This window comes from Mycobacterium sp. 94-17 (assembly GCF_035617725.1).
In the GTDB taxonomy this organism is placed as follows: domain Bacteria; phylum Actinomycetota; class Actinomycetes; order Mycobacteriales; family Mycobacteriaceae; genus Mycobacterium.
Genome location: NZ_JAPIYN010000004.1, coordinates 184,431 through 206,592 on the forward strand (window position 1 = coordinate 184,431; position 22,162 = coordinate 206,592).

19 protein-coding genes are annotated in these 22,162 nt (G+C 68.7%); 3 read left to right on the forward strand and 16 right to left on the reverse strand.

Going from position 1 to position 22,162, the window contains the following annotated elements; translation table 11 throughout:
* Positions 1-89: 89 nt before the first annotated feature.
* The 3 genes from OQ789_RS07165 to gatC form a co-directional block, all read right to left on the reverse strand.
* Positions 90-1,121, reverse strand: coding sequence for an ATP-dependent 6-phosphofructokinase (locus OQ789_RS07165; protein ID WP_324684513.1), 1,032 nt, complete (start codon positions 1,119-1,121; stop codon positions 90-92).
* 76 nt (positions 1,122-1,197) lie between these two features.
* Positions 1,198-2,679 carry an Asp-tRNA(Asn)/Glu-tRNA(Gln) amidotransferase subunit GatA gene (gene gatA / locus OQ789_RS07170; protein WP_324684515.1) on the reverse strand — a complete coding sequence of 494 codons (1,482 nt, stop codon included), beginning with the start codon at positions 2,677-2,679 and terminating at the stop codon, positions 1,198-1,200.
* A complete protein-coding gene (gene gatC / locus OQ789_RS07175) occupies positions 2,676-2,975 on the reverse strand; it encodes an Asp-tRNA(Asn)/Glu-tRNA(Gln) amidotransferase subunit GatC (protein WP_324684517.1) in 300 nt (99 codons plus the stop codon). Before gatC ends, gatA begins: the two co-directional genes overlap by 4 nt.
* Positions 2,976-3,085: 110 nt before the next feature.
* Between gatC and OQ789_RS07180 the strand changes: the two genes are divergently transcribed.
* Positions 3,086-3,742 (forward strand): amino acid-binding protein, encoded by a 657-nt coding sequence (locus OQ789_RS07180; RefSeq protein ID WP_324684518.1) that lies wholly within the window; start codon positions 3,086-3,088, stop codon positions 3,740-3,742.
* Between the two features lie 38 nt (positions 3,743-3,780).
* Here OQ789_RS07180 and OQ789_RS07185 read toward each other — a convergent pair whose 3' ends face one another.
* The 6 genes from OQ789_RS07185 to ligA form a co-directional block, all read right to left on the reverse strand.
* Positions 3,781-4,215, reverse strand: a complete 435-nt coding sequence (locus tag OQ789_RS07185) for a hypothetical protein (RefSeq protein WP_324684519.1) — start codon at positions 4,213-4,215, stop codon at positions 3,781-3,783.
* A 37-nt stretch (positions 4,216-4,252) separates the two neighbouring features.
* Entirely contained in the window at positions 4,253-7,171 is a 2,919-nt protein-coding gene (locus OQ789_RS07190; protein WP_324684520.1) for an MMPL family transporter, read from the reverse strand.
* On the reverse strand, positions 7,168-7,614 hold the full coding sequence (locus OQ789_RS07195) for an MmpS family transport accessory protein (RefSeq protein WP_324684521.1): 447 nt from the start codon (positions 7,612-7,614) through the stop codon (positions 7,168-7,170). Before OQ789_RS07195 ends, OQ789_RS07190 begins: the two co-directional genes overlap by 4 nt.
* A gap of 170 nt (positions 7,615-7,784) precedes the next feature.
* A complete protein-coding gene (locus tag OQ789_RS07200) occupies positions 7,785-8,393 on the reverse strand; it encodes a TetR/AcrR family transcriptional regulator (protein ID WP_324684522.1) in 609 nt (202 codons plus the stop codon).
* 53 nt (positions 8,394-8,446) lie between these two features.
* Positions 8,447-9,559, reverse strand: coding sequence for a cystathionine gamma-lyase (locus OQ789_RS07205; protein WP_324684523.1), 1,113 nt, complete (start codon positions 9,557-9,559; stop codon positions 8,447-8,449).
* Positions 9,560-9,563: 4 nt separating this feature from the next.
* Complete coding sequence (gene ligA / locus OQ789_RS07210; protein ID WP_324684525.1) at positions 9,564-11,645, reverse strand: NAD-dependent DNA ligase LigA; 2,082 nt, start codon at positions 11,643-11,645, stop codon at positions 9,564-9,566.
* A gap of 1,038 nt (positions 11,646-12,683) precedes the next feature.
* On the opposite strand from ligA, the gene OQ789_RS07215 reads away from it, so the two are divergent.
* Positions 12,684-14,054 carry a PPE family protein gene (locus OQ789_RS07215; RefSeq protein WP_324684688.1) on the forward strand — a complete coding sequence of 457 codons (1,371 nt, stop codon included), beginning with the start codon at positions 12,684-12,686 and terminating at the stop codon, positions 14,052-14,054.
* 18 nt (positions 14,055-14,072) lie between these two features.
* On the opposite strand, the gene OQ789_RS07220 is transcribed toward OQ789_RS07215, so the two are convergent.
* Complete coding sequence (locus OQ789_RS07220) at positions 14,073-15,101, reverse strand: methionine synthase (protein WP_324684527.1); 1,029 nt, start codon at positions 15,099-15,101, stop codon at positions 14,073-14,075.
* 98 nt (positions 15,102-15,199) lie between these two features.
* On the opposite strand from OQ789_RS07220, the gene OQ789_RS07225 reads away from it, so the two are divergent.
* On the forward strand, positions 15,200-15,844 hold the full coding sequence (locus OQ789_RS07225; RefSeq protein ID WP_324684528.1) for a sensor domain-containing protein: 645 nt from the start codon (positions 15,200-15,202) through the stop codon (positions 15,842-15,844).
* Positions 15,845-15,850: 6 nt separating this feature from the next.
* On the opposite strand, the gene mnmA is transcribed toward OQ789_RS07225, so the two are convergent.
* The 6 genes from mnmA to OQ789_RS07255 all read right to left on the reverse strand — a co-directional run bounded on the left by mnmA (position 15,851) and on the right by OQ789_RS07255 (position 22,110).
* Positions 15,851-16,927 carry a tRNA 2-thiouridine(34) synthase MnmA gene (mnmA, locus tag OQ789_RS07230; protein WP_324684529.1) on the reverse strand — a complete coding sequence of 359 codons (1,077 nt, stop codon included), beginning with the start codon at positions 16,925-16,927 and terminating at the stop codon, positions 15,851-15,853.
* The gene (locus OQ789_RS07235; protein WP_324684531.1) at positions 16,924-18,105 is read right to left on the reverse strand and encodes a cysteine desulfurase family protein; all 1,182 of its coding nucleotides are present in this window, start codon (positions 18,103-18,105) and stop codon (positions 16,924-16,926) included. The genes mnmA and OQ789_RS07235 overlap by 4 nt, the downstream gene beginning before the upstream one ends.
* A 33-nt stretch (positions 18,106-18,138) precedes the next feature.
* The gene (locus tag OQ789_RS07240; RefSeq protein WP_324684532.1) at positions 18,139-19,038 is read right to left on the reverse strand and encodes a lysophospholipid acyltransferase family protein; all 900 of its coding nucleotides are present in this window, start codon (positions 19,036-19,038) and stop codon (positions 18,139-18,141) included.
* Positions 19,035-19,880 (reverse strand): GNAT family N-acetyltransferase, encoded by an 846-nt coding sequence (locus OQ789_RS07245; protein ID WP_324684534.1) that lies wholly within the window; start codon positions 19,878-19,880, stop codon positions 19,035-19,037. The genes OQ789_RS07240 and OQ789_RS07245 overlap by 4 nt, the downstream gene beginning before the upstream one ends.
* A 428-nt stretch (positions 19,881-20,308) precedes the next feature.
* On the reverse strand, positions 20,309-21,265 hold the full coding sequence (locus tag OQ789_RS07250) for an electron transfer flavoprotein subunit alpha/FixB family protein (protein ID WP_324684536.1): 957 nt from the start codon (positions 21,263-21,265) through the stop codon (positions 20,309-20,311).
* Positions 21,266-21,318: 53 nt separating this feature from the next.
* Positions 21,319-22,110, reverse strand: coding sequence for an electron transfer flavoprotein subunit beta/FixA family protein (locus tag OQ789_RS07255; protein WP_324684538.1), 792 nt, complete (start codon positions 22,108-22,110; stop codon positions 21,319-21,321).
* Between the last annotated feature and the right edge of the window lie 52 nt (positions 22,111-22,162).

Below are 22,162 nucleotides of genomic sequence, written 5' to 3' on the forward strand. Positions count from 1 at the left end.
AGTGGTGATCGCGAGCGCGGCGGAGCCGGGCGAAGCGGGTCAGCACCATCCCGCACAGTGGTGATCGCGAGCGCGGCCGCCCGACGTCGCTAACCGAAGAAAGCGGCGGCGTCGTCGTAGCGGCTTTCCGGCACCAGCTTGAGCTGGCGCACCGCGTCCGCCAGAGCCACCCGGCCGATGTCCTGCCCACGCAGCGACACCATCTGGCCGTACTCCCCGGCATGCGCCGCGTCGGCCGCATTCACCCCGAATCGGGTGGCCAGCACCCGGTCGTAGGCCGTCGGGGTACCGCCCCGCTGGACATGACCCAACACCGTCACCCGGACGTCTTTGTTGATCCGCTTCTCCACTTCGGCGCCGAGCTGGGCGGCCACCCCGGTGAACTTCTCGTGGCCGAATTCGTCAATCCCGCCTTCCCGCAACGCAATCGACCCGGGGATGGGCTTGGCACCCTCGGCGACCACGCAGATGAAGTGCGAATCCCCGCGCTGGAAGCGCCTTTTGACGAGCCGGCAGACCTCTTCGACGTCGAAGGGCTGCTCGGGGATCAGCGTCATGTGCGCACCCGAAGCCAGGCCCGCGTTCAACGCGATCCAGCCGGCGTGCCGGCCCATCACCTCCACCAGCATCACCCGCTGGTGCGATTCGGCGGTGCTGTGCAGCCGATCGATGGCGTCGGTGGCGACGGTCAGCGCGGTGTCGTGGCCGAAAGTCACGTCGGTGCAATCGATGTCGTTGTCGATGGTCTTCGGCACCCCGACAACGGGCACGTTCTCCTCCGAGAGCCAGTGCGCGGCCGTCAGGGTGCCCTCCCCGCCGATGGGGATCAGCACATCGATGCCGTTGTCGTCGAGGGTCTGCTTGACCTGGTCCAGCCCGGCCCGCAGCTTGTCGGGGTTCACCCGGGCGGTGCCCAGCATCGTCCCGCCCTTGGCCAGCAGGCGGTCGTTGCGGTCGTCGTTGTGCAGCTGGACGCGCCGGTTCTCCAGCAAGCCGCGCCAGCCGTCCTGGAATCCGACCACCGACGAGCCGTAGCGGGAGTCGCACGTTCGCACCACTGCCCGGATGACCGCGTTGAGACCGGGGCAGTCGCCGCCTCCGGTGAGCACTCCGATACGCATCCCCTCATCTTGCCTGGGGCGGCGCCTCCGTGGCGCGAGCAGGCGCGAATTCGCACGGGACCAGAAGCGGGCGGCCCTAGATCGCCGACGGCAGCGGCCCGCGGGCCGTCTCGTAGGCGGCGCCCACGCGGTAGAGCCGGTCGTCGGCCAGTGCGGGCGCCATGATCTGCAGGCCGACCGGCAGGCCGTCGTCCGGCGACGGACCGGCGGGCACCGACATGCCGCAGTGGCCCGCCAGATTCAGCGGCAGCGTGCACAGATCGAACAGGTACATCGCCAGCGGATCGTCGACCTTCTCACCCAGCCGGAACGCCGTCGTCGGGGTCGCGGGCGACACCACCACGTCCACCGAGCGATAGGCCTCGTCCAGGTCGCGCGCGATCAGGGTGCGCACCTTCTGGGCCTGGTTGTAATAGGCGTCGTAGTAGCCGGCCGACAGCGCGTAGGTGCCGATCATGATGCGCCGCTTGACCTCCGGCCCGAAACCCGCAGCCCGCGTCAGTGCCATCACTTCCTCGGCGCTGTGGCTGCCGTCGTCGCCGACCCGCAGCCCGTAGCGCATCGCGTCGAAGCGGGCCAGGTTGCTCGACACCTCCGACGGCAGGATCAGGTAATAGGCGCCCAGCGCGTACTCGAAGTGCGGGCAGTCGACCTCACTGACCTCGGCGCCCAGGGAGGTCAGCCGCTCGACCGCGGCCTCGAACGCGCTCAGCACGCCGGGCTGGTAGCCCTCGCCGCGCAGCTGCTTGACCACTCCGACGCGCACGCCCTTGAGGTCACCGCCCGCGCCGGCCCTCGCGGCAGCGACGACGTCGGGCACCGCCGCGTCGACGGAGGTGGAGTCGCGGGAGTCATGTCCGGCGATAACCCGATGCAGCAGCGCGGTGTCCAGCACCGTGCGCGCGCATGGGCCGCCCTGGTCCAGGGACGATGCGCACGCCACCAGGCCGTACCGCGACACCGTGCCGTAGGTCGGCTTGACGCCCACCGTCGCGGTGAGCGCGGCGGGCTGCCGGATGGAGCCCCCGGTGTCGGACCCGATCGCCAGCGGGGCCTGGAACGCGGCCAGCGCGGCGGCGCTGCCACCCCCGGAGCCGCCGGGCACGCGCTTGACGTCCCACGGATTTCGGGTCGGGCCGTAGGCGGAGTTCTCGGTGGAACTGCCCATCGCGAACTCGTCCATGTTGGTCTTGCCCAGGATCGGGATGCCCCCCGCGCGCAGCCGCGTGGTGACGGTGGCGTCGTACGGTGAGCGCCAGCCCTCGAGGATCTTGGACCCGCAGGTGGTGGGCATGTCGACGGTGGTGAAGACGTCCTTGAGCGCCAGCGGCACCCCGGCCAGCGGCGACGGCAGCCGTTCGCCCGCCGCTACCGCCTCGTCGACCACAGCGGCCGCGGCGAGCGCCTCGTCGGCCGCCACGTGCAGGAACGCGTGGTAGCGGTCGTCGGTCGCGGCGATCTGGTCCAGGCACGCCTGGGTGACTTCGACCGACGACACCTCTTTGGCGGCGATCCGGGCGGCCAGCGTGGCGGCGTCGGACCGGATGATCTCGTTCACTCGCTGTCCCCGAGGATCTGCGGCGTCGCGAATCGGCCGTCGACGGCGGCGGGCGCCTCCGCCAGCGCCTCGGCCTGCGTCAAGCACGGCGCCGGCTCGTCCGGGCGGGTGACGTTGACGTCCTTGAGCGGGTTACCGGTCGCCTCGACGCCGGTGACATCGACGGCCTGCACCTGGCTGACGTGGGCAAGGATAGCGTCGAGCTGGCCGGCGAAGCCGTCGAGCTCGACGTCGGTCAACGCCAGCCGGGACAGCCGGGCCAGGTGCGCTACCTCGTCACGGGAGATCTGGGACACGACTGCAAAGACTAGTCGCGAGCGTGTTGCCCGCTGCACGCCCGTCGCCGATCACGCGGCCCGACGAAGCCGAAATGCCGTCGACACATGCTTGTGCGACAGTGTTGGCCGTGCCCTCTTATCTGTTACGCATCGAGCTCGTCGACCGGCCGGGCAGCCTGGGGTCGCTGGCGGTGGTGCTCGGATCGGTGGGAGCCGACATCTTGTCACTCGATGTCGTGGAGCGCAGCGCGGGATACGCGACCGACGACCTGGTGATCGAACTGCCGCCGGGGGCGATGCCGGACGCGCTGATCACTGCCGCCGAGTCCCTGTCCGGTGTCCGGGTGGACAGCGTGCGCCCCCACACCGGCCTGCTGGAGGCGCATCGTGAGCTCGAGCTGCTCGACCACGTCGCGGCGGCCGACGGCAATGCGGCACGACTGCAGGTTCTCGCCGACGAGGCGCCCAAGGTCCTACGCGTCAGTTGGTGCACGGTGCTGCGCGGCTCGGGCGGCGAGCTGGAACGCCTGGCCGGCAGCCCGGGCGCCCCGGAAACCAAGGCCGACTCGGCGCCGTGGCTGCCGCTGGAGCGCGCCGCGGCGCTCGACGGCAGCGCCGAGTGGGTGCCCAAGGCGTGGCGCGACATGGACGTGACGATGGTCGCGGCCCCGCTGGGCGACCCGCATACCGCGGTGGTGCTCGGCCGTCCCGGTCCGGAATTCCGGCCCTCGGAGGTGGCCCGGCTGGGCTACCTCGCCGGGATCGTCGCCACCATGCTCCGCTGACTCAGCCGTAAATCCGAATTATGTTGCAGCGCAACAACTCAAATCCTACTCGAAGTAGGCACGCCGACTTCCCGCAGACGCCGTTTCAAGGCAACGACCCGGAGTAGCTGAATGGTCAAGTTGATGGATCCCAGCATCGGGAACAACCCGATATAGATCCGCAGCGATCTGATCCCGTGCAGCTCGAGAGTGCTGAACACGATGAAACATCCGATGGTGAAGACGGCGGCCGGGATCGAGAAGGCCATCAACGAGCTACGTTCGGTGATGGTTTGCACCGCGCAATCCAGTTCTTCCGCAGACATCGGCTCACCCTTGCGCAGTTTGCTCAAAGCTCTTCTGCTGCCACCGACTTCCTCGCTGGTCGGCGTCGTGGGGCGGCTCAGGAGGCGCTTCACGTAAGCGAAGACAAAGGCGGCTAACACCAATTCGGCCACGCCGGCGAACACCGCCAGATACCCAAACAAGCCCAACTTCGTTCACTCCTTTGTCGAACGCCTCGCCGAACGACTAGCGATGCGAATAGCTTGCAGCTGAGGGTGTTTCGGGCGCCACCGCGGGGTCTCCGTCTTCCCAGAGCAACAGCTGACGAACCGCCGTTCGTGGGCCGTAGGGCCGCAGCATCGCGCTGGCCGGCCGGGGGCGCACCCGCTGGGGCCACCAGAACCAGCGTCCGAGCAGCGCCGCGACCGACGGCGTCATGAACGACCGCACGATCAAGGTGTCGAACAGCAGTCCCAGGGCGATCGTCGTCCCGATCTGCCCCAGCACCAACAGCGAGGCGGAGACGAAGGAGGCCATGGTGAAGGCGAACACCAGGCCTGCGGAGGTCACCACCGCCCCGCTGCCCGCCATGGCCCGGATGATGCCGGTGTTCAATCCGGCGTGAATCTCCTCCTTGAACCGGGAGATCAGCAGCAGGTTGTAGTCGGATCCCACCGCGAGCAGGATGATGACGGACAGCGCCAGGCAGATCCAGTACAGCTTGATTCCCAGGATGTCCTGCCACACCAGCACGGAAAGGCCGAACGAGGCACCCAGCGAAAGTGCCACCGTGCCGACGATGACGATCGCGGCGACCATGCTTCGGGTGATGACCACCATGATGAGCAGGATCAGGCTCAGCGCGGCGATTCCTGCGATCAGGAGGTCGTATTTGGCGCCCTCGGCGATGTCCTTGTAGGTGGCGGCCGTGCCGGCGATATAGATGTTGGAGTCTCCCAGCGGGGTGTTCTTCACCGCCTGTTTGGCCGCGTTCCTGATCGGGTCGATGTGCGAGATGCCTTCGGGGGTAGCGGGATCCCCCTCGTGGGAGATGATCATGCGCGCGGCCTTGCCGTCCGGCGAGAGGAACAGTTTCAGTCCCCTTTTGAACTCGGGGTTGCTGAAAGCCTCGGGCGGCAGGTAGAAGGAATCGTCGTTCTTCGCGGCGTCGTAGGCCTGGCCGAGGGCGGTCGCGGTGTCGGTATTGGCTTGCGTCTGAGCGTTGATCCCGAGATTCGTCGCGTAGCTGGACAGCGTCAGGCCGAGGTTCTTCTCCTGGTCGGCGATCTGAGGTGGCAGCAGGGTCACCAGCTTCTGCTGGCCCGCATCCAGCTTGTCCAGGCTCGCGGTGAGCTTTTCGAACTGCGCGCTGAGCTGATCGATACCGTCGAGCGCGTCGAAGATGGATCTGAACGCGAAACAGGCCGGAATGTCGAAGCAGTGCTTCTCCCAGTAGAAATAACTGCGGATCGGCCTGAAGAAATCATCGAAATCCGCGATCTTGTCCCGCAGGTCGTCGATGATGGCGATCGTATCGTGGAAGCTTTGGGTCTCGTCGTGCGTCGAGGCGGCCAGCTGCTTCTGCAGACCGTATTGCCGGTTCAGAATGCCGATCGTGTCTTTCAGGTTGTCGGCCTGCTTGAGCAGATCCTGCGCCCGTTCTTTCTGGTAATGCAGGTTTTCGATGCTGCCGATGCTGCCCGCGCTGATCTGGAAGGCCAGCGAGGTGTGTTCGAGGGGCGTCCCCAGCGGCCTGGTCATCGACTGGACTTGCGCGATGCCGGGCAGGTGCGCGATCGCCTTCGCCACCCGTTCCAAATTGATCATGTCGGCCGGATTGCGCATGTCGTGGTCGGTTTCGATCATCAGCAACTCGGGGTTGAGCCGGGCTTGCGAAAAATGTCGCTCGGCGGCCGCATACCCGACGTTGGCCGGGGCGCTGGCCGGCATGTAGGTGCGAGCGTCGTAGTTGGTCTGGTAGCCGGGCAGGGCGAGCAGTCCGATGAGGGCGATCCCGATCGCCACCACGAGTATCGGCCCCGGCCAGCGGACGATTGCCGTGCCGATGCGCCGCCATCCCCGGGTCGCCATCTGGCGCTTCGGATCGAACAGCCCGAACAGGGTGCCCACCGTGATCACCGCCGGGGCCAGGGTGAGTGCCGCCGCCAACGCGACGCCCACTCCGATGGCGGCCGGAATGCCAAGACTCTGAAAGTAATTGAGTCGGGCGAAGCGCAGGCAGAGCACCGCGCCGACGACGGTCAGTCCCGACCCCAACACGACATGGGTGGTCCCGCGATACATGGTGTAGAAGGCGGTTTCGCGGTCCTGCCCCTCGTGTCGCGCCTCGTGGTAACGGCCGACGAAGAAGATCGCGTAGTCGGTGCCTGCGGCGATGACGAGCAGCGTGAGCAGATTCGTCGCGTACGTGGACAGCCCGATCAACCCGACGCTGCCCAGGAATGCGACGATGCCCCTGGCGGCGGCCATTTCGACGATCACCGTGACCAGCACGAAAACCGCCGTGACGGAACGGTAAACCCACAACAGCATGGCCAAGATCACCAGCACCGTGACCACGGTGACCTTGAAGATGCCTTTGCTGCCCACCTCGAACTGATCCGTGACCAGCGGTGCCGCGCCGGTCACATAGGCCTTGACCCCCGGCGGGGGCGGCGTCTGGTCCACGATGTTGCGGATCGCGTCGACCGACGCGTTGGCCAACGCGTCGCCCTGATTGCCTGCGAGATAGACCTGGACGTAAGCGGCCTTGCCGTCTTTGCTTTGCGAGCCCGCCGCGGTCAGCGGGTCGCCCCAGAAGTTCTGAACGTGCTCCACGTGTTTGGTGTCGTGCTCGAGCTTGCGGACCAAGGCGTCATAGAACCGGTGGGCGTCGTCGCCCAGCCGCTTGTCGCCTTCCAAGACGATCATCGCCGCACTGTCGGAATCGAATTCGTGAAACACCTTGCCGATGTGCTGCATCGCCTGAAACGACGGCGCGGCCGGGGTGTTCAGGGATACGTTGTGCGCTTTGGCCACATCCTCCAGGTTCGGTACCGCGATGTTGGAGATGGCGGCCAGCCCCACCCACACCAGCAGGATGGGCACCGAAAGCCGGCGAATGGTTTGTGCGACAACGGGCCTGGAGGCGTGATCGTCGGTCATGCGGACTTCACCAGACAGAAGGTGTAGGCATTCACCTGGTTGACGATCCTTTCGTCCTTGACGTCACCGTCCACCGTGATGCGGCAACCGAGCGAATCGCTGTTGCCCTGTGCCACAAGGTTGCTCAAGGCTCCGGGCTGCGTCGTCACCATGGTCAACGACCACGGCAGGGCCGCATTGAGCACCTGCCGCGGCTGGACGTTGATGTCCACGTAGTTGATGGTCGCCACCGTGCCCGGGTTGCCGAACACCTCGAGGGTGATGCGCTTGGGGCTGAACGGTTCGGTCTGGTCGGAGATGCCGCCGGCGGCCGACGTGTTGTTGTGGGAGCCGAAGACCCCGTGCAGCCGATACACGCACAACCCGGCGACACCGAGCACCACGACGAAGACCAGCACGATCCACCCTCGCTTGACCAGCGACGTTAACGAAAAACGTTTCACCCGTTAGCCTTTCGAATTCGGGTGACTGGGTGACGCCCTAGGCGAGGGCGGCCGCCAACGTCATCAGCGGGATCGACAGGTATGACAGTACGGTACGGGACCGTACTGCACAAGTGAGGCCCGCGGATCTCTCGCCGATCGGAGCCCGGCCCCCTCGGCGCCCGCGGTGCTCACCGGCTGGTCCTGGTCAGGCCGGGGATGAGGAACCCGTCGACCAGCGCCCGCACGGTGTGACGGGTGGGCGGCCGAGTGGGCACGATCGACCGGAAGATGAGGTAGCCGGGCAGCAGGTCCCAGAGTTCGTCGGAGATGGCGTCGGCACTGATCTCGCCACGATCGACCGCCTGCTGCAGCACGTGCTCGATCAATTCCCGGCGCCGGTCCAGGAATTGGTGCTGCAGCGCATCGTTGAGCGCCGGGTGCCGGGACACCTCGAACAGCACGGCGCGAATGGTGCTGGCGTGCTTGCCGACCTGCTCGCTGACCTTCTCCCCCAGGGCCAGCAGGTCGCCACGCAACGTACCGGTATTGGGCGGGACGGCCACCTGGCGCACGCCCTCGATGAAGGCGGCCAGCACCAGTTCGGCTTTCGACGGCCAGCGCCGGTACACGGTGGCCTTGCTGGCGTGAGCGGCAGCGGCCACCGCGTCCACCGTCAACTGGTCATATCCGTGTTCCTGCAGCAACCGCAAGGTCACCGCGAGTATCTCGGCCTCACGCGGCGACCACGCCGAGGCCTGCTCGCACTCGTCGGCCGTCTGGGTCATAGCGCCCACCATAGATCCGCGGCGGCGATGCGGACCAATTTCGGTGCAGCTGACCCGGCGATTCGTCAGCGCGCGGCCATCAGGGCGCGTTCGATGTCGGCGAGCAGGTCATCGGTGTCTTCGATACCCAGCGAGATGCGCGCGAAGCCGTCGGCGACCGGATCTCCCCAGCGCGCCCGGCGGTCCACCGAGGTGTGCAGGCCCCCGAAACTGGTGGAGGCGATCAGCAGTTCGCTGCGGTGCACCAGCGCGTGCACCGCGGCGGCGTCGGCCAGTTCGACCGAGACCAGCGATCCGAAGCGGCGCATCTGGGCCATCGCCACCGAATGCGCCGGGTGCTCGGCCAACCCGGGGTAGCGCACCGCGCGCACCGCCGGGTGACGGGCCAGCAGCGTCGCCACCGCGCGGGCGTTCTGGCATTGGCGCTCGAAGCGCAGTCCGGCAGTTCCGAGGCTGCGCAACAGAAGCCACGCCTCGAACCCGCCGAGGATCGCGCCGGCGAGCAGACGGTGCCGCTCCACCGCGGCGAGCAGCTCGGGCTGGTTGGCGGCGACGTAGCCGGCCAGCAGGTCGCCGTGACCGGAGAGGGCCTTGGTGGCGCTGGCCACTACCGCGTCGGCGCCCAGCGACAGCGGCTGCTGCCCCAGCGGCGTGGCGGCGGTGTTGTCGACCACCAGGCGCGCTTCCCGATCGTGGCAGACGTTGGCCAGCCGGTGCAGATCGATCACGTCCAGCCCCGGATTGGTCGGCGTCTCCGCCAGCACCACGTCCGCGGTCGCGGCGGCGTCATAGATCTGCGTGCTCGACGCCTCGATGACCGTCACACCGCCGGGCACCAGGTCTTCGCGGGCGTAACGGCGCACCTGGTAATAGCCGTCGGCCGGTATCACCACGGTCGATCCCGGCGCGGCCACTGCGCACAAGACGGCACTGATGGCCGCCATCCCGGAGCCGAACACCAGCGCGCCGACGGCTCCCTCCAGCGCGGCAAGCGCCGACTCCAGTTGCCGCCAGGCCGGATTGGAGTTGCGGCCATAGTTGTCCACGCCATCGGTTTCGTCGCCGGACAGATGATAGGTCGCGGCCAGCACCGCCTGCGGCGCCACCGGCTGTCCCGAAACCGCGTCAGTGTCAACGGCTTTGAGGCTGCGGGTGGAATCACCGTAGCGACCGCTCATTGGCTCATTCCGCCGGGGTTTCGGGCGGGCCCTCGGCGAGCAGCGTGCGGAAGCCGTCCTCGTCCAGGACGGGCACCCCCAGCTCGATCGCCTTGTCGTACTTGGAGCCCGGCGAATCGCCGGCCACGACATAGTCGGTCTTCTTCGACACCGAGCCGGCGGCCTTGCCCCCGCGCGTCAGGATCGCCTCCTTCGCGTCGTCGCGGGAAAAACCGGTGAGCGACCCCGTGACCACCACCGTCAGTCCTTCCAGCGTGCGCCGCACGCTGGTGTCGCGCTCGTCGGCCATCCGCACGCCCGCCGCGCGCCACTTGTCGACGATCGCGCGATGCCAGTCGACGGTGAACCATTCGGTGAGCGCCGCGGCGATCGTGGGGCCGACGCCTTCCACCGCGGCCAGCCGCTCGGTCGACGCCGACATGATCGAGTCGAGATCGCCGAATTCGGTCGCCAGGGCGCGCGCGGCCGTCGGCCCGACGTGCCGGATCGACAACGCCACCAGCACGCGCCACAATGCCACCTTCTTCGCCTTGTCCAGGTTGTCCAGCAGCCGTTTGCCGTTGGCCGACAGGGTGCCGGCCTTGGTCCGGAACAGCTCGGTGCGCAGCAGGTCGTCCTCGGTGAGCGTGAACACGTCGCCCTCGTCGGCGATCACGCCTGCCTTCAGCAGCGCGGTGGCCGCCTCGTAACCGAGCCCCTCGATGTCGAACGCACCGCGGCCGGCGACGTGAAATACCCGCTCTCGCAACTGCGCCGGGCACGACCGGGCATTGGGGCAGCGGATGTCGGCGTCGCCCTCCTTGGCGGGCGCCAGCGTGGTGCCGCATTCGGGACACGTGGTGGGCATGACGAATTCGCGTTCGGAGCCGTCGCGCAGGTCGACGACGGGACCGAGCACCTCCGGGATCACGTCGCCGGCCTTGCGGATCATCACGGTGTCGCCGATCAATACGCCCTTGCGTTTCACCTCGGCGGCGTTGTGCAGGGTGGCCAGCCCCACCGTCGACCCGGCCACCTTGACCGGCGTCATGAACGCGAACGGGGTGACCCGCCCGGTGCGGCCGACGTTGACGCGGATGTCGAGCAGCTTGGTCTGCGCCTCCTGCGGCGGGTACTTGTAGGCGACGGCCCACCGCGGCGCGCGGGAGGTGGCCCCGAGCCGGCGCTGCAGCGTCACGTCGTCGACTTTTACTACCACGCCGTCGATTTCGTGCTCGAGCTCGTAGCGGTGCTCGCCCCAGTAGGCGATCCGCTCCTCCACAGCGGCCAGGCCGCGTACGCGCGCGGTCTGTTCGGCCACCGGAAGCCCCCAGGCGCTCAGCGCGGTGTAGGCCTCGTGCTGAGTCTTCGGTGCGAACCCCTCGGTGCGGCCGATGCCGTGGCAGATCATCCGCAGTTTGCGCCGGGCGGTGACGGCCGGGTTCTTCTGGCGCAACGACCCCGCGGCGCTGTTGCGCGGGTTGGCGAACGGCGCCTTGCCGTCCTCGACCAGGCTGGCGTTGAGCGCCTCGAAGTCGGAGAGCAGGAAGAACACCTCGCCGCGCACCTCGAGCAGGGCGGGTACCGGGAAGTCCTTGCCTCCGGCCAGCCGCTCGGGGACGTCGTCGATGGTGCGCGCGTTGAGCGTCACGTCCTCGCCGACCCGGCCGTCGCCGCGCGTCGCGGCGCGTTCCAGGCGTCCGTCGCGATACACCAGCGACAGCGCCACCCCGTCGATCTTGAGTTCGCACAGGTAATGCGGGTCGGTGCCGACCTCGTTCTCGACGCGGTTGTTCCAGGCCACCAGCTCGTCCCGATCGAAGACGTCGTCGAGGCTCAGCATCCGTTCCAGGTGCTGCGCCTCGGCGAACTCGGTGGCGAAACCCGCCCCGCCGACCAGCTGTGTCGGGGAATCCGCCACCCGGAGCTCGGGGTGACGCTCCTCGAGCGCGAGAAGCTCGTTGAACATCGCGTCGAAGTCCGCGTCCGAGATGATCGGAGCATCCTTGATGTAGTAGCGGAACTGGTGCTCGCGGACCTCCTCGGCCAGGTCCTGCCACTGCCGGCGAACCTCGGGAAATACCGAATCAGCTTCTGCTGCGCTCACCTTGGCAGGCTATCCGAGGGCACCGACGCGAAACCGGCCGCATCGGGATCTGAACGATCCTGACAGCCTACTTGATGGCCGGCCGCTGCACAGGGCAACAATGGCCGGTATGGTCGGCTAGCGCTGGGTTATGTCGGCTCAATCGTGCTGACGCTGACGCGTAATGCCAACACTGAAGCCCTGCTTACCGTGGCGGACGACCACACCTTGGTGTTTTCCTAGCGCATTGGAATCGTGCCTTTGAGCGGTGCGGCTCGGCGGCAAACGACGGCTAACTGGTAACGTTTGGGGCACTGTGGGTTTCGGACTGAGTATGCGATCACGTTGGTTACAACGACGATCTGCGTGGGCCATCGTTGCTGCGCTGGCTCTCGTCGCTGCTGTCCTTGGTTGCGCGGCTGCACACGCCGACATGGCAGCAAACTCGCCGCGGTCGCAGGTAGAGACGTCCGCATCAGCCAGTCCGGAGGCGGCCCCCACGCAGGTACACAGCGCGGCCTTCCCCGTCCGCCGACTTGGGGGCGCGTCCACCGTGAACGACGACAAGGCGTTCGGAAATTTCGGATTAAAGCGCGATCGGGCAACCACTTTGGCGCTTTCCACGCCGCGATCGTCCGGGTCTGCAACGCCACCGCTGGTTGGAAACGCTTGCCCTCAGCAGCGGTTCGACACGCCCGCACGCCCGCCCGCGTCCGGCTCTGTCGTGCACGATAGTCTGATTCGATTCTGCGTCGCCCGTTGCTGATTGAGTTGGCGGCTCGTCCGCACATGGCACCATTTCGCCAGCTTCACGTTAGCCGGTAGTAGCTTCCACGTCCTACCAGCGGCGCTGATTCATCCACGCTGTCTTGGGACTTGGTCCGTCACTCAAACCCGCGCTCTCGCGAACGTCCATGTCGCTGGCGCTCATTGCCTTAAACACTTCACCTATTCAGCACATCGTCCTGAACAAACGTTGTGCGCTGCGTCGCCAACGTGACCTCGATGCCACAGCATCGCCAAGGCCAGACCAAAGACTTAACGGATTGGACTACACACATGGATTTTGGCGCGTTACCACCAGAAATCAACTCCGGTCGCATCTATTCAGGGCCGGGACCCGCGACTTTGCTCGCCGCGGCCACCGGATGGGAGTCGCTGGCCGCCGAGCTGACTGACGCCGCCAACAGCTATCAGACCGTGATCACGAGCTTGACGGACGAGTCCTGGTTGGGCCCAGCGTCAATGTCGATGGCGGCCGCAGTGACCCCCTACATCGCATGGATGACGGCGACCGCTGAACATTGTGGGCAGACCGCCGCGCAGACTGCTGCCGCGGCTTCAGCCTTCGAAACCGCATACGCGATGACGGTTCCCCCTCCGGTGATCGCGGCCAATCGCGCTCTGCTTCTGGCGTTGATCAAATCCAACATCTTCGGGCAGAACACGTCGGCCATCATGACCACCGAGGGCGAGTACGCCGAGATGTGGGCCCAGGACGCCACTGCAATGTACAGCTACGCGGCCGCTTCAGCTTCGGCCTCGACGTATTCTCCCCTGCCGCGGCCGCCGCAGGCGACCAATGCGGCCGGCGTTGGCGGCCAGATCGGCTGCGTCAGCCACGGAGAAGCTCAATCCGCCAGTAGCGCACAGACATCGACGACGCAGTGGCTCTCCTCGGTGCCTCAAACTTTGCAAGGGCTCTCTACCCCCGGCTCATCGTCGAGCGGCAGCCTGTCTCCGGCGGCGATGGACATGGGAGCGTCGCTGGGATCGTCGGGAGCCTCCGCTCCGTTCAGTTCACTGTCGGGTCTGACCGGCGCCTCGGGCAAGGGTGCTACAAAAGGCGCGAGCACCGGTGCGGGCGCGGCCTCAGGATTAGCCTCAACCCTGGCCGGCGCACCCGCGGCGGACGCAGCCACTGCCAGCCTGGCGTCCGAGGCGGCCGGGTACGGTGCCGACGGCGCGGGTCTGATCGCCGACGGCGGTGGAATCGGCATTGACCTCTACGGCCTCGATCTGGACTACCAGGGATTAGCGCTGGATGAAGCGGGCGCCGGCTCAATCTTGGGGGCCGAGGGTAGCGGAGGAATAGCGAACATGGGCGGCGCGGGCGCTGCGACCGGTCTGGGAAATCTTGAACCCGTCGCGGGATTGGGCCACAGCACGTCGGCGAGCGTGGGCCAGGCCACTTCGCTCAGCACCCTGTCCGTCCCCCCGAGTTGGGCGGCAACAGTTTCGTCGGTCACTCCGCTGCAGGCTTTCAACAGTGGCGCCATGCCAGGTGGATGGGCCGCCGCAACGCCCTCACCCGGCGCGACGGTGTCCAAGGTGCCATTGGGCGGCATGGTCGGTCGCGGGTCCGAGGGTGCTGTTCAGCGCGTCGGCTTACGCGCATCGCTAATTCCGCATTCGCCGGTGACTGGGTAAGGCAAACCTCCTGGTTGCCTATTCGATCGCGTCCGGATCCTCCGCAAACAGCTCCGCCGCCTTGCAGGCGAGCTCGATGGCGGTGCGCGCCCACTGCGGCGTCGCGCCGGCCAGACCGCACGCGGGCGTGACACCGATGCGGTCGCGCAGCGCCGTGCGGGCGAAACCGAGGCGATCGGTGACCGCGACCACCGCGGCGGCCACCTCCTCCGCCGACGGGCGGCGCGGCGGGGCGGTGCCCGCGACCACCCCCAGCGCGACCGTCCGGCCGGACTCCACGAACGCGGCGACGCCGTCCAGGTCCGCCGCGCGCAGCGCCCCGGCGTCCACCGAGATAGCTTGACACACGCTGCGCTGCAACAGATTCCATGGCAGGTCGGGGGCACAGCAGTGCACCAGCACCGCACCGCCCACGGTTCGGGCGCAGGCGTCGAGCAGCCCGGCGGCCACCTCCTCGTCGATCGGCGCCACCGGGCTCAGCGCGGTCACCCCGCGCAGGCCGCCGCCCAGGGCCCGGGGCAGCGACGGCTCGTCGAACTGCACCACCACGTCGGCCTCCAGCCGGCGGGCCAGCCCAGCGCGATGCGCCGACACGCCCTCGGCCAGCGACGCCGCCAGGTCGCGCAGCGCCCCGGGGTCGGTGATCGCCCGGTGGCCGTTGGCCAGCTCGACCTCGGCCGCCAGCGTGATCGGGCCCGGCGCCTGCACCTTCACCACCCGGCCGTCGTTGCGCAGGCCGGCGGCTTCCCAGGCCTCTTCGAGCGCGTCCATGTCCTCGTCGAGCAGGCTGACGGCGCGACGCGTGACGGCCCCGGGCCGGGCGGCAAGCCGGTAGCCCCGCGGCACCGTGTCGATGGCCACGTCGACCAGCAGCGCGCCGGCCCGGCCGAGCATGTCGGCACCCACCCCGCGCGCGGGCAGCTCGACGATGTGCGCGAGTGCGCCCGCGAGTTCACCCACGACGACTTCGGCGGCTGCGCGCGCGGCGACGCCGGGCCACGATCCGACACCGCTGGCATTGGCAAAAGGATGGGTGAAAACGCTCACCGGACAACCGTATTCGACGTCGCATCAGCCGCGGGCCGGCAGGGCCCTGCACGGCGCGCGGAGCGCGGGTAGGTTCAACGCCAAAGGGGTGCGAAAACGTGGCGCAGAAGGCGAAATCGGCGTGGCTACCGGTGTCGTGTGCGGTGGTCGCGCTGGTGGCGGCGTGCACGCGGGTGGTGGACGGCGCGGCCGTGGCCGGATTCGGCGCGGGCCACAAGGTGGTGCAGGGCGTCGACGTCGACACGATTTTGCTGGACCAGTCCCGGATGCGGGCGATCACCGGCGCCGGCGAGCATCTGACCATCATTCCCTCGATGGACGGCACCAGCCCGGTGGACATCGACGCGCTGGCCGATACCGCGCCGCGCGAGTGCCGGTTCGTCTACGCCGAGACGGCGACGTTCGGGCGCGATCTCGAGGCGTTTCACAAGACGACGTTTCAGGACCCTCCCGATGGCGCGCTGATCTCCGAGGGCGCCGCGGCCTATCGCGACGCCGACACCGCGCGGCGGGCCTTCGGCGCCTTGGTGAGCACCGTCGGCGACTGCGCGAGCGGCTCGGGCGGCGAGCTCTACGTCGGCGACTGGAACGCCGATGCCTCCTCCCTGCACCTGCGGCCCGGTGCGTGCGGCCGCGACTACCGGATCCTGTCGGTGGCCATGCTGGAGGTCACCTCCTGCGGCTTCGCCCAGTCGGTGTCCGACATCGTGATGACGAACATTTCCGGGAACATGCCGCGGTAGCCGGACTCAGCGGCTGGTGGCGGCGATGGTGGCGCTACCGAGCACCTCGTCACCGTCGGCGTCGGGCCGATAGAGCGCCAGCGTCTGGCCGCGGGCCACGCCGCGCATCGGGGCGCGCAGCCGCACCACGAGCTCGTCGTCGACCAGCTCAGCCACCGCATCCGCGGTTTCGCCGTGCGCGCGCACCTGAACGGCGCACTCCAGCGGACCGGCCGGCGGTATACCCGAGGTGAAAATCGGTGCGCGCCCGCTGATTTCGCGTATCGCGAGATCGGCCGCCGCGCCCACCCGGACAGTGGAGGTCTCCGCGTCGATCGCGGTCACGTAGCGCGGGGCGCCGTCCGGCCCCGGCCCGGCGATGCCGAGCCCCTTGCGCTGGCCGACGGTGAACCCGTGCACGCCGTCGTGCTCGGCGAGCACCGTGCCGTCCGCATTGACCACGGACCCGCGGCGCACCCCGATGCGCTCGCCCAGGAAGGCCCGGGTGTTACCCGAGGGGATGAAGCAGATGTCGTGACTGTCCGGCTTGTCGGCGACGGTCAGCCCGCGCCGGGCGGCTTCGGCCCGGATCTGCGGCTTGGGGGTGTCCCCGATCGGAAACGCCGCGTGGCGCAACTGCTCGGCGCTCAAGACGGCCAGCACGTAGGACTGATCCTTGTCGTGATCGACGGCGCGGCGCAACCGGCCGTCGCGCAGCCGGGCGTAGTGCCCGGTGGCCACCGCGTCGAATCCGAGCGCAACGGCCTTCGCGGACAGCGCCGAGAACTTGATCTTCTGATTGCAGACCACACACGGGTTTGGGGTCTCGCCGCGCGCATAGGACGACACGAATTCGTCGATGACGTCCGCCTTGAATCGCTCCGCGAAATCCCATACGTAGAACGGGATTCCGAGCACATCCGCGACGCGTCGCGCGTCGGAGGCGTCTTCCTTCGAGCAGCAGCCGCGCGAGCCGGTGCGCAGCGTGCCCGGCGCGCTGGACAGCGCCAGGTGCACGCCGACCACGTCATGTCCGGCGTCGACCATCCGGGCGGCGGCAACCGACGAGTCGACGCCACCGCTCATGGCGGCAAGCACTTTCACGAGGATGCCCCCGCGGCGGCCAGCGCGGCGCGCCGGGCGCGGTCCACCGCCCCGGGCAGCACCCGCAGCACGGCGTCGACGTCTGCATCGACACTGTTGTGCCCCAAGGAAAGTCGCAGAGAACCGCGGGCGCTGGCCGGGTCGGCACCCATCGCGATCAGCACGTGCGAGGGCTGCGCGACACCGGCGGTGCAGGCCGATCCGGTCGAGCACTCGATTCCGTTGGCGTCCAACAACATCAGCAGCGCATCGCCCTCGCAGCCACGGAACGTGAAGTGCGCGTTGCCGGGAAGGCGCAGCGGATCGCGGGCCCCGTTGAGACTGACGTCCTCGATGCCGGCCAACACCCCGTCGACCAGCCGGTCGCGCAGTGCCCGCAGCCGGATGCTGTTGCACTCCAGCCCGTCGACCGAGATCCGGGCCGCCGCGGCCATTCCGACCGCACCGGCGACATCGGCGGTGCCCGAACGGATGTCACGCTCCTGGCCGCCTCCGTGTGCCAGCGGCACGCACGCGACATCGCGGCGCAGCAGCAGCGCCCCCACGGCGGGTGGCCCGCCGAACTTGTGCGCGGCCAAGCTCATCGCCGACAACCCACTGGCGGCGAAGTCGACCGGCAGCTGGCCCACGGCCTGGACGGCGTCGCTGTGCATCGGGACAGCGAATTCGGCCGCGACGGCGGCGAGTTCGGCGACCGGCATGACGGTGCCGACCTCGTTGTTGGCCCACATCACCGACACCAGCGCGACGTCGTCGTGCCGCGTGAGCACCTCGCGCAGCGCCGCCGCCGACACCGACCCGTCGGCGGCGGTCGGAAGCCAGGTGACCTCGGCGCCCTCGTGCTCGACGAGCCAGTTCACCGAGTCCAGCACGGCGTGGTGTTCCACCTCGCTGGCGACGATGCGCCGGCGCCGCGGCTCGGAGTCGCGGCGGGCCCAGTAGATTCCCTTGACCGCCAGGTTGTCGCTCTCGGTGCCGCCGGCGGTGAAGATGACCTCCGAGGGGCGCGCGCCCAGCCTGTCGGCGATCAGCTCCCGGGATTCCTCGACGCGGCGCCGCGCCGCCCGACCGCTGGTGTGCAGCGAGGATGCGTTGCCGACCGTGCCGAGCACGGCCGTCATCGCCTCGACGGCGGCGGGGTGCGTCGGGGTGGTGGCTGCGTGATCCAAATAGACCATGACGCGACCCACGATACCGGCCCGCCGGTTTGCTCAGGCCACCAGCACGTGCCCGTGACCAGCGCGACGGGCGGTCCCGGCACCCACCGCGGACTGGCACCGGCCGGCCAGGGCGCGCCGGTCGGTCCCGGGGAGCTGCAGCGACTCCACATGCACCCGCGCCAGCGTGCGCGGCACGCCGAGCATTCGGCGGACCGAGCTCAGCAGGGTCTCGTCGCCGACGAAGGCAGGCGCCGTCGATGGGCTGCCGTCGACGTGGTGGTAGGTCAGCCGCAGCGGCTGCACCGGGCGGCCGGCGTCGATGGCGGCCTGGAACATCGCCGGGTAGAAGGCGCCACGACCTCGGTGGGATGGTCCGCCTCCTCCTCCGCCCGCTCCCCGGGCGCCATCGTCACCGGACTGGCCGCACCAGGTGGTGCCCTCCGGGAACGCCACCACCGTGTGCCCGGCCCGCAACCGGCGGGCGACGGCGTCCACCACACCGGGCAGGCGCCGCAGGCTGGACCGCTCGATCGGGATGATCTTCAGCAGCCGGGCCACGATCCCGGTCGCCGGGCCGGTGAACATGTCGGCTCGCGCGACGAACGAGCCGGGCAGCACCGAACCGATCGCGAAGACGTCGAGCCAGGACATGTGCGGGCTCACCACCAGCACCCCGCTCAGGTTGCGAATGGGGTTACCCGTCACGGTGATTCGGACACCCAGACAACGCAGCACCAGGCGGCAATAGACGCGCTGCACGCGGGTGCGGCCCGGCAGCGGCACCGCCAGCAGCGGCAGGCCCGGCGCCAACAGCAGCGCCAGGCCGAGGCGAAGCGTCACCCGCAGCGCGCGCAGCAGCGGCCGCGACGCCGCGTTGCCGGCCCGCACGCAGCCGGCGTCGCATGATGCGTGCGGCAGCCAGGAGTGCGCGGTGCCCGCGGGCGCGTTCATCGCCGTTGGCCCGCGTCGGCCATCGCGGCAGCGGCGGACACCGATCGGAGCCGCTTGAGATATCGGGTGTCGGCATGCTCCTTGTCCAGCAGGACGCAGAAATCGCCGACGCCGAAGGCCGGGTCGTGCGCGGGCTCGCCGCACACCTTGGCGCCCAGCCGCAGATAACCGCGCATCAGCGGCGGAACCGACGGCCGCGCGGGCGGCGGGATGTCGTCGATTCCGGTCCCGTCGACGACCACCGGCCGGTGCGGATACACGCGGTATTGCGGCGCTGCCCCGTGCCGGCTCAGGACGAAGTCGCGGACGCCGCGCAGCCGGCTGCCCGGCGCCTGTTCGCCCGATTCGCCCGCGATGGGCACCGACACGCACCCAGCCACGTAGTCGTAGCCGTATCGGTCCAGATAGGCCAGGATGCCCGCCCACATCAACAGCACGACGGCGCCGTTGCGATGTCCGTCGCGCACCGCGGCGCGCCCCATCTCCACCAGCGACGGCCGCAGCGGGTCGAGCGCGCGGATGTCGAACTCCGTGGCGGTGTAGAGCCCGCCGGCCGCGATGGCCCCCGCCGGGGCCAGCATGCGGTAGCAACCGACCAGCTCACCGGTGTCGTCGTCGCGCACCAGCAGGTGGTCGCAGTGCTCGTCGAACCGGTCGACATCGCGCCCTACCTGGCCGGCGGCCGGCAGTGCGAAGCCGGGTGTGCTGGTGAAGACGTCATAGCGGAGGCGCTGCGCCGCCTCGATCATGCCGGCGTCGGTGGACAGCAACACCGAGTAGCGGGGGGTGGTCGTCGTGCTGGTGGGCGTATCGCTGGGGATGAGGACCGAAGCAATGCTCATGACCCCCAACGTGGCGTAGTCGATGAGCTAGTCGGCATCGCCGCTGTGACGTGTCGGTGCACGTGAGATGACGAGATATCGCCGCGCCATTTCGGGTATGCGGCTCTCATGCCGCAACCTGGACCGGCGACTGCGCCCCCGGAGGCCCGATGAACGCCGGCGCGCGGCGCTGGTGCTTCGCCGACCAGACAGATCTGGACGACGTCGTCGAACAGCAGCGCCGGCTCGGGCAGGGCGCATCGTGATGCCGGCGGCCGACGTGCGCTGAGGGCCGGGTCCGAGAACCCATGTGCGACTTCATAATCCGCTAGCGCGGGCGCTAGCGGATTCGGCGGTCGGTTCATGGTGGGAACACAGCCCCGGCGTGACGGGCCCGAACGCGAAAACCCCGGCACCTCGCGGTGCCGGGGCTCGTGCAACCGAGAAACTCAGCCCTTGCGCGTCTTGATCGCCTCGGTCAGCTGCGGGGCGACCTTGAACAGGTCGCCGACCACGCCGTAGTCGGCGATCTCGAAGATGGGCGCCTCTTCGTCCTTGTTGACCGCGATGATCGTCTTGGACGTCTGCATGCCGGCGCGGTGCTGGATGGCACCGGAGATGCCCAGCGCGATGTAGAGCTGTGGCGAGACTGTCTTACCGGTCTGGCCCACCTGGAACTGGCCCGGGTAGTAGCCGGAGTCGACGGCCGCGCGCGACGCACCGACGGCCGCACCCAGCGAGTCGGCCAGCTCCTCGACAACGCTGAAGTTCTCCGCGCTGCCGACACCGCGACCACCGGAGACGACGATGGTGGCCTCGGTCAGTTCCGGGCGGTCACCGGCGACCGCGGGCTCGCGGGCGGTGATCTTGGTGGCGTTCTCGGCGGGGGCCGGGACCTCGACCTTGACCTCTTCGCCGGCGCCGGCGGTCGGCTCCGCGTCCACGGCTCCGGCCCGGAGCGTGATCACCGGGGTGTCGCCGTTGGCCTGGGCCTCGACGGTGAACGCGCCACCGAAGATGGAGTGGATGGCCTTGGCGCCTTCCTTGACCTCGACCACGTCGACCAGCAGACCCGATCCAATGCGAGCCGCGAGCCGGCCGGCGATTTCCTTGCCGTCGGCGTTGGCGGCCAGCAGCACCGCCGCCGGAGCGTTCGACTCGGCCAGCGCTGCCAGCACGTCGACGACCGGGGTGACCAGGTACTTGTCGACATCGTCGGACTCGGCGACGTAGATCTTGGCGGCGCCGGCTTCCTTCAGCCCGTCGGCCAGGGGGGCGGCCGTGCCGGGGGCGCCGACGACGACGGCGGACGGCTCGCCCAAAGCTCGGGCGGCGGTGATCAATTCGGCGGTGACCTTCTTCACCGCTCCTTCGGCGTGCTCGACGAGCACCAGTACTTCAGCCATGGGTTATCTCGCTCTTCTCGTCTTAAAAGGGACTCGTCTTAAACGGAATCGGGTCAGATGATCTTCTGGGCAACCAGGTACTTGGCGATCTCGCTGCCGCCCTCGCCCTCGTCGGTGACCTTCTCACCCGCGGTCTTCGGCGGCTTCGGCGTCGACGACAGCACGGAGGACCCGGCGTTGCCCAGGCCGACCTCGTCGCTCTCGACCCCGATCTCCGCCAGGGTCAGCACCGTCACCTCTTTCTTCTTGGCGGCCATGATGCCCTTGAAGGACGGGAAGCGCGGTTCGTTGATCTTCTCGGTGACACTGACCACCGCGGGCAGGCTTGCCTCGAGGCTGAAAACACCGTCGTCGGTCTCGCGCTCGCCGGTGACCTTGCCGTCCTCGATGGAGAGCTTGCGCAGGTGGGTGAGCTGGGGCAGGCCCAGGTACTCGGCGATGATGGCCGGCACCGCGCCGCCGGTGCCGTCGGTGGACTCGTTGCCGGCGATGACCAGCTCGGTGCCCTCGATGGCGCCCAGCGCGCGCGCCAGGGCCCATCCGGTCTGCACCACGTCGGAACCGTGCAGGCCGTCGTCCTTGAGGTGGACGGCCTTGTCGGCGCCCATCGACAGGGCCTTACGGATGGCCTCGGTGGCCCGCTCGGGGCCCGCGGTCAGCACGGTCACCGAGCCTTCGCCGCCCTCCCGCTCACGGATCTGCAAGGCTTCTTCGACGGCGCGCTCGTTGATCTCGTCCAGCACCGCGTCGGCGGCCTCGCGGTCGAGTGTCCAGTCGCCGTCCGACAGCTTGCGCTCCGACCAGGTGTCTGGGACCTGCTTTATCAGGACCACGATGTTCGTCATGAGTGTGGTTCGTCCTCCTCGAAGGGGTCCGCAGCGATCGACCGCGAGACCT

Coding starts and splice junctions, on each gene's coding strand:
- OQ789_RS07255 (WP_324684538.1), bottom strand. CDS start 22,110: ATGACGAACATCGTGGTCCTGATAAAGCAGGTCCCAGACACCTGGTCG.
- OQ789_RS07245 (WP_324684534.1), bottom strand. CDS start 19,880: ATGAGCATTGCTTCGGTCCTCATCCCCAGCGATACGCCCACCAGCACG.
- OQ789_RS07190 (WP_324684520.1), bottom strand. CDS start 7,171: ATGACCGACGATCACGCCTCCAGGCCCGTTGTCGCACAAACCATTCGC.
- OQ789_RS07205 (WP_324684523.1), bottom strand. CDS start 9,559: ATGAGCGGTCGCTACGGTGATTCCACCCGCAGCCTCAAAGCCGTTGAC.
- OQ789_RS07200 (WP_324684522.1), bottom strand. CDS start 8,393: ATGGTGGGCGCTATGACCCAGACGGCCGACGAGTGCGAGCAGGCCTCG.
- OQ789_RS07215 (WP_324684688.1), top strand. CDS start 12,684: ATGGATTTTGGCGCGTTACCACCAGAAATCAACTCCGGTCGCATCTAT.
- OQ789_RS07240 (WP_324684532.1), bottom strand. CDS start 19,038: ATGAACGCGCCCGCGGGCACCGCGCACTCCTGGCTGCCGCACGCATCA.
- OQ789_RS07165 (WP_324684513.1), bottom strand. CDS start 1,121: ATGCGTATCGGAGTGCTCACCGGAGGCGGCGACTGCCCCGGTCTCAAC.
- OQ789_RS07250 (WP_324684536.1), bottom strand. CDS start 21,265: ATGGCTGAAGTACTGGTGCTCGTCGAGCACGCCGAAGGAGCGGTGAAG.
- OQ789_RS07235 (WP_324684531.1), bottom strand. CDS start 18,105: ATGGTCTATTTGGATCACGCAGCCACCACCCCGACGCACCCCGCCGCC.